Raw genomic sequence first — 6,118 nt, forward strand, 5'->3', positions numbered from 1 at the left:
CCCGGCCTGGACGCGGCCGGTGTCGTCGACGCCGTCGGCGAGGGCGCCGGCGCGGCCGTGGGCGACGAGGTCCTCGGCGCCACCGTCGGCGGCGGCTACGCCGAGTACGCCCTGCTGGAGCGACCGACGGCCAAGCCCGGGGCCCTGTCGTGGGAGGCCGCCGCCTCACTCGTCACGGTCGGCCGGACCGCGCACCGCGTCCTCGGGCAGCTGGGGGTGCGGGCGGGACAGACCCTGCTCGTCCAGGGCGCGGCCGGCAGCGTCGGCGTCCTCGCGGTGCAGCTGGCCGCCGCCCGCGGCATCACCGTCATCGGCACCGTCGCCGAGCGCGACCTGGAGCGCGTCACCGGGCTCGGCGCCACCGCCGTCCGCTACGGCGACGGCTGGGCGGAGCGGGTGACGGCCGCAGCCCCGGGCGGTGTGAACTTCGTGTTCGACGCCTCCGGCGCCGGTGTGCTCGCCGACTCCGTCGCCCTGACCGGCGATGCGGGGAAGGTCATCACCATCGCCGACATGTCCGCCGCGCAGCACGGCGTCCGCTTCAGCGCCGGCACCGGCGAACAGGGCGAGGACGCGCTGCCGGACCTGGTGCGCCTGGCGGCCGACGGACGGCTCACCGTGCCCGTCTGGCGCACCTACCCGCTGGCGGAGGCGGCACAGGCCCACGCCGACCTGGAGGCCCACCGCAACCGGGGCAAGGCCGTCCTGCTGCCCTGACCCCCCCCGGCTCATACCGCCGCCTCGCAGCCGTCGGAAAGGGCGAGGCAGCCCCCGGGGCCGCACCCGGCACCACCGGACGGGTATCGGCGGATAGCGGCCAGCGTGCGAGCAGGGAGATCACGTTCCCCCGCTCGGGCCGGGAGCCCGGTTACCCATACAGGCCGCGTACGGGCCGACCTGCGCACATCCGTAAGACTCCCCGGTGGATCCGCTTCATCGCGCCCTCAAGGGCGCAGCCGGCGCCGCTGTCGTCAGCGCCACCATCTGGTGGTTCCAGCGCTGAGGCCGATCCCGTGGTCTCCCCGGCCCCGCAAGCCCGGGGAGACCACGGGCCGGTGGGACTGGCCCGTCCGACCGGGCGTCCTCGGCCGGCGCCCGATCGTCGAACCGGGCGCCGGCCCGGCACCCCACATGAGGGCGACCGCCGGCTGCACCCTGCGGCGCACCGTTTGGCCCGCCGCCGAGCGGCCGAACCAGCTGTGGCTGGCCAATCTGACCTATGTCCGGACCTGGTCGGGCCGGGTCTACGTGGCGTTCGTCCTGGACGCGTACTCGCGTCGGATCGTGGGCTGGCAGGCCGCCACCCACATGCGCACGGACCTGCCGCTGGACGCGCTGGAGATGGCGCTGTGGCGGCAGAAGATCAAGAAGGGCGCCGGCCTCATTCATCACAGCGACCGCGGGTCGCAAGGCGTGTCCATTCGCTACACGGAGCGATTGGTCGAGGTCGGCGCCTCGGCGTCCGTGGGTTCCGTCGCCGATTCGTACGACAACGCGATGGCCGAAGCCCTGAACGGCACGTTCAAGGCCGAACTGATCGAACATCAGGGGCCGTGGCGGGACTTCGACGAGGTCGAGCGGGCCGTCTTCCAGTGGGTCGCGTGGTACAACGGTGAACGACTCCATTCCGCCCTCGGCTACATCCCGCCCGACGAATACGAGCAGACGTACTGGACGAGCCTGGAGGAAGTCCCGCAGACCGCTTGATCACACGATCGCGGACTCCACGAAACTCGGGGCAGCTCACCTCTGGGCCTCTGGGCCATACGATCACCCGGTGACCAGCCCATCCGCGGATCCCGCGCTGTCCGTCTCCGAACTCGTGCTGTGTGGTGGCATCCCCGCAGGCTTCGGCGTGCCGCTGTTCGCATCGGCCGCGGCGCGGGCCGTCTTCGCCCGGCCCCACGGAATCGGCCAGCGCTGGCGAGCGACACCGGCCGCCCTGCGGACGGCCGCCGAGCTCCGGGCAGCAGGAAGACGCCCCGCCAACACGCTGGCGCCGGATGCCTTCCAGTTCGCCGCCCCTGCCTGGGTCGAGGTCACCGAGAGACGCGATCGGCGGGAATCCGTCCAGGTCACTCCCGTGGAACTGCTGTACAACGTAGACGAGGCAAAGGAGTTGGATGCCGAGCCGAGTGCCACTCGCCTGGATGCGGACCGGCGCCAAGCGTCCCAGTGGGCGGCCGAGGTCCTGGCCGACCCGGACGCTGTGATCATGGCAGTTTCCTCGGTCGGCGAACCTCCACGCCGAACAGACGATCCGGCCGTGGCACTCATGTCGTGCGAGTTCACCGTCGCCGACACATCGGGTTCCCTGCTCTGGCACCAACTGGTCAACCCGGGCTGGAACGAGCTGTCCCAGAGCGACCTCGCTCCGTGGGGGCTGTCCGCCGACCAGGTCTCCAGCGCTCTCCGGTTTGAGGAAGTCTCACCGGCCCTCACCGAGCTGATCGGAGGCAAACGCGTCGTCCTGTTCGACCGAAGCCGCGCATATGCCTCCCTCTTCGGAAGCTTCGAATACGCGCTCATCGGAGACAGAGTTCCTGACGGAGACATCCTCCCTCACCATCCGGAGGTCCTTGCGGAGCTCAGCCAGTCACGATGGGAGTGCGTGCAGCTGCACGCCGCTGCGTTCTTCGGGGAGTGGGAAGCGGCCACCAACGCGTACGCCCTGCCCGCCGATCCGGCGGCGGGCCAGCCCGGGCCCGGCCGCTGCACTGCGGTCGCCGACCTCCTGCGCACCATGGCCGCGCCCACCCGCTACCGGGACCTCGACCAGGCCGCACGCGAGACCACTGCGGCTGGCCGATCGCACCGCCCCCGGCCACTCACCGGAACACAGCTGTCGCGCAGCGCCGCCGCCCGCCAGGCCGTCCTCGAACGCAGCCTCGGAGCCTGCGAGAACCCCACCTGTCCCAACCCCCGCTTCACCTCCGACCGCTCCGTCAACGGCGACTACCTCCTCGAAGTCGATCACGTCGACGACCACGCGCACGGCGGCTCCGACATACCCGAGGCGATGATCGCCCTGTGCCCGAACTGCCACGCCATCAAAACGCGCGGAGCCACGGGCGAGCAGCTGCGCGAGGCCTTCCGCAAGGCCGCACTGGACAGGCACCGCCAGTTTCTCGGGCAGGCCTGAGACGTCCCCTAACGGCGAGGCTGGTGCGCCCCTGGGTGGCAGCGGTGCTTCCGCCTCGCCGAGCCCGCCAACGCCTGGTTGGTTGGGCTCGCCACCGCGCCCTGCTCGCCAACGCCTGGCGGGCGCGTGGGAACCGGGACCGGGGTCCTGCTTGCGGACGACGCGGATGGTGCACCCTGCCATGCCCAACCATGGGCTGAGGCCAGCGTCGCACGGCACCCTACCCGAGCCCTCGGACGACGGCCCTCCGGCGGAAGGCAGGCTTTCCAATCTCGGACTGTGAGCGGCGGTGCGTGCCGCCTGGCTGCGCCCGCGCGCCCTTGACGGGCCGTCAGTCCTGCGGAACGGTGACGTGCAAGTGACCGCAACCGGCTTGGTTCTGGAGGGTGTCGTGGGGCTAGATTTCGTGGGGATCGACCCGGAGACGGGGAAGGAGGGGTCGCCGACGGTGTGGCTCGACCGCGCGAACCGCAGGCTCGTGTTCCAGGGCGTGAAGGCCGAGGAGGACCTGGAGGCCGAGGTCGGTGAGCGGAGCTGGGCGCCGGGCCACGAGGCCGGCATCCCGGGCCACGAGGCCGTGGTGTGGATTCCCACCCGGATGATCCCGATCCTGCGAAAGGCATGCGATGACGCAGAGCGCGATGGGCTTCTCTGACCTGCTTGCCGCTGCCCAGTACTCGGCGGTCCACCTGGAGCTGCGCGACAGCTACGGCGTCCCCGACGAGGCCGACGCCGTCGAGCGGTTCCGGCTGACCGGCGAGTCCGACCTCGACCCGGAGTCGGAGTACTGGCAGGACTGGACGGCCATGGTGCGCGAGGCGACCGCGCGGGGTGTGGTCATCCGCCGGGCCCGGATCGTGTCCGAGCCGGTCACCCTCTACACGCGCTACCTGCACGCCATGACCCCGGTCAACATCATGGCCGGCGAGCAGGTCCGCTGGCTGCCGCGCCGCAACGCCTGCGACCTTGCGCTGCCTGGTAACGACTTCTGGCTGTTCGACGACCGGGGTGCGCGGTTCAACCACTTCACCGGGGACGGCGACTGGGCCGACCCGCGTACCTGCTACACCGAGGACCCCGCCGTGGCGAAGCTCTGCGCCACCGCGTTCGAAGCGGTCTGGGAGCGGGCCGTCCCGCACGAGCAGTACACCGTCTGAGCCCGCCCGCACCGAGCAGACAGCCCATGCCCGCCTCACCCTCCTCCAGCGCCCAGGCCGCCCGCGCAGCGCTCGCCACCCGGCTGCGCGAGCTGATGCTGGACGTCGGCATCGACGGCAAGAAGCTGTCCGCCCGGTGCGGCTGGCACCCCTCCAAGACCTCCCGGATCCTCAGCGGGAAGTCGGCGCCGTCCGAGACCGACCTGCGCGCCTGGTGCACCGCGTGCGCCGCCGACGACCAGGCCGGCGACCTGATCGCGTCGCTGCGCGCGGTGGAGCTGATGTATCTGGAGTGGCGCCGTGTGCACCGCACCGGCATGCGCCAAGTCCAGGAGGAATCGCTGACCCTGCACCAACGGACCACGGTCTGCCGGGCCTACGTCTCCAACGTCGTCCCCGGCTTCCTCCAGACCGCCGCCTACGCCACCGCCCTGATGCACTCGATCACCGAGTTCCAGGGCACCCCCGACGACGTCGCCGACGCGGTTGCCGCCCGCCTCGAGCGCGGCCGGCTGCTGCACGACGGCCGCCACCGGTTCGTCATCCTCATCGAGGAGACGGTGCTGCGCTACCGGATCGGCGACGCGGAGACGATGGCCGGCCAGCTCGGCCACCTCCTGGCGGTGATGCCGCTGCCGACGGTCTCGCTCGGGATCATCCCCTTCACCGTGCGCCGCACCATGTGGCCGCTGGAGGCGTTCTATCTCTTCGACAACGACCAAGGCTGCGTGGAGACGCTGACCGCCGAGGTCACCGTGACCCAGCCCCGCGAACTCGCCGACTACCACCGAGCCTTCGCCGAGCTGGCCAAGCTGGCCGTCCACGGCGCGGCAGCCCGAACGCTCATTACCACCGCGATCGACACCCTCGGGTGAGTCACCGCAATCACCCGCAATCGCGTTGAACGCAGCCGCGGTCACTCCCTACCGTCGAACCGTCGCCCGCCGTGACGGACCGGACACCCGGCCCCGGCGGGCGAGCCGGGACTGCTGCGCGGGCCCGCCCCCGTCGGGTCCGCGCAGCCGTCACCGCCGACGAGAGAGCGGAGCGCCACCGTGGCCACGCGCCCCATACCCCGCCCACCGGCTACGGCCACACTCGGGCGGCGCCGGCGGGTGCGAGGTGCATGGTGACCGCCGCCGTCGAGAGCCCGCCACGCCCCCGGCCGCCAGTTCGGTGAAGGCGTCGCGGCCCTACGCGCCGCGGTCCGCTTCGGCGGCCCGGCGCCTGGTGCGCACCGCGCTGCCCGCCTGGGGGCTGGAGGATCTGGTCGAGGCGGGGGAGTTGATCGTCAGCGAGCTGGTCGGCAACGCGGTTCGGACCGGCTGCCGACGGATGACGGTCACCGTCGAGCGGGTCACGGAGCGGTGTGTGCGGATCAGCGTCCGGGACGGCTCCCGCGCCCTGCCCTGCCTGATCGAGGCGGGCTCGTCGGCCGAGTCGGGCCGGGGACTTGCCCTGGTCCACCGCCTGACCGGCGGGCACTGGGGCGCGTCCTTGGAGTCGCTCGGCAAGACCGTCCACGCGGACCTGCGGGTCCGCGTCCCCGGCCCTGGGTAGCGAACGCAGGCCGGCCCTCTACTCCTCCCGGCCCCCGGGAGGGCACCATCACAGCGACGACAAGGGAGGTCGGCATGGACCACGACGGAGGTCACGGCGGCGGAGGCTCGGGCGGCGGTGGCGGCGAGGGGGACGGGCACCCGGGCACCCCGTGGACGCCGCCGTCGGACCCGCCGAACCCCGACGGCAGCACGCCGCCCGGTGACGGAGGCCACCGCAAGTGACCAGCACCGCGCAGAAGGAGGGCCGCCCCGCACCG

7 protein-coding genes and 1 pseudogene are annotated in these 6,118 nt (G+C 72.2%); all 8 read left to right on the forward strand.

Annotation, left to right across the window (positions count from 1 at the left end; translation table 11 throughout):
* A partial coding sequence (locus ACWEQL_RS40190) for an NADP-dependent oxidoreductase (RefSeq protein ID WP_452156222.1) occupies positions 1-717 on the forward strand: 717 nt, incomplete at its 5' end.
* Between the two features lie 462 nt (positions 718-1,179).
* Positions 1,180-1,707, forward strand: a pseudogene (locus tag ACWEQL_RS40195) (IS3 family transposase); the annotation flags it as partial.
* 70 nt (positions 1,708-1,777) lie between these two features.
* Entirely contained in the window at positions 1,778-3,142 is a 1,365-nt protein-coding gene (locus tag ACWEQL_RS40200) for an HNH endonuclease signature motif containing protein (RefSeq protein ID WP_452156224.1), read from the forward strand.
* Between the two features lie 358 nt (positions 3,143-3,500).
* Entirely contained in the window at positions 3,501-3,797 is a 297-nt protein-coding gene (locus tag ACWEQL_RS40205) for a hypothetical protein (protein WP_452156226.1), read from the forward strand.
* Positions 3,769-4,299: a DUF6879 family protein gene (locus tag ACWEQL_RS40210; protein ID WP_452156228.1), complete on the forward strand. Its 531-nt coding sequence runs from the start codon at positions 3,769-3,771 to the stop codon at positions 4,297-4,299. The genes ACWEQL_RS40205 and ACWEQL_RS40210 overlap by 29 nt, the downstream gene beginning before the upstream one ends.
* A gap of 26 nt (positions 4,300-4,325) precedes the next feature.
* A complete protein-coding gene (locus tag ACWEQL_RS40215; protein ID WP_452156230.1) occupies positions 4,326-5,174 on the forward strand; it encodes a helix-turn-helix domain-containing protein in 849 nt (282 codons plus the stop codon).
* A 301-nt stretch (positions 5,175-5,475) separates the two neighbouring features.
* Positions 5,476-5,859 (forward strand): ATP-binding protein, encoded by a 384-nt coding sequence (locus ACWEQL_RS40220; RefSeq protein WP_452156232.1) that lies wholly within the window; start codon positions 5,476-5,478, stop codon positions 5,857-5,859.
* Positions 5,860-5,933: 74 nt separating this feature from the next.
* A complete protein-coding gene (locus tag ACWEQL_RS40225) occupies positions 5,934-6,083 on the forward strand; it encodes a hypothetical protein (RefSeq protein WP_167745251.1) in 150 nt (49 codons plus the stop codon).
* The last annotated feature ends 35 nt before the right edge of the window (positions 6,084-6,118 follow it).

The sequence above is a fragment of the Kitasatospora sp. NPDC004240 genome (assembly GCF_053603215.1).

What these genes read in the sequence shown, in the direction of transcription:
- ACWEQL_RS40210 (WP_452156228.1), top strand. Translation starts at nt 3,769, where the DNA reads ATGACGCAGAGCGCGATGGGCTTCTCTGACCTGCTTGCCGCTGCCCAG.
- ACWEQL_RS40215 (WP_452156230.1), top strand. Translation starts at nt 4,326, where the DNA reads ATGCCCGCCTCACCCTCCTCCAGCGCCCAGGCCGCCCGCGCAGCGCTC.
- ACWEQL_RS40225 (WP_167745251.1), top strand. Translation starts at nt 5,934, where the DNA reads ATGGACCACGACGGAGGTCACGGCGGCGGAGGCTCGGGCGGCGGTGGC.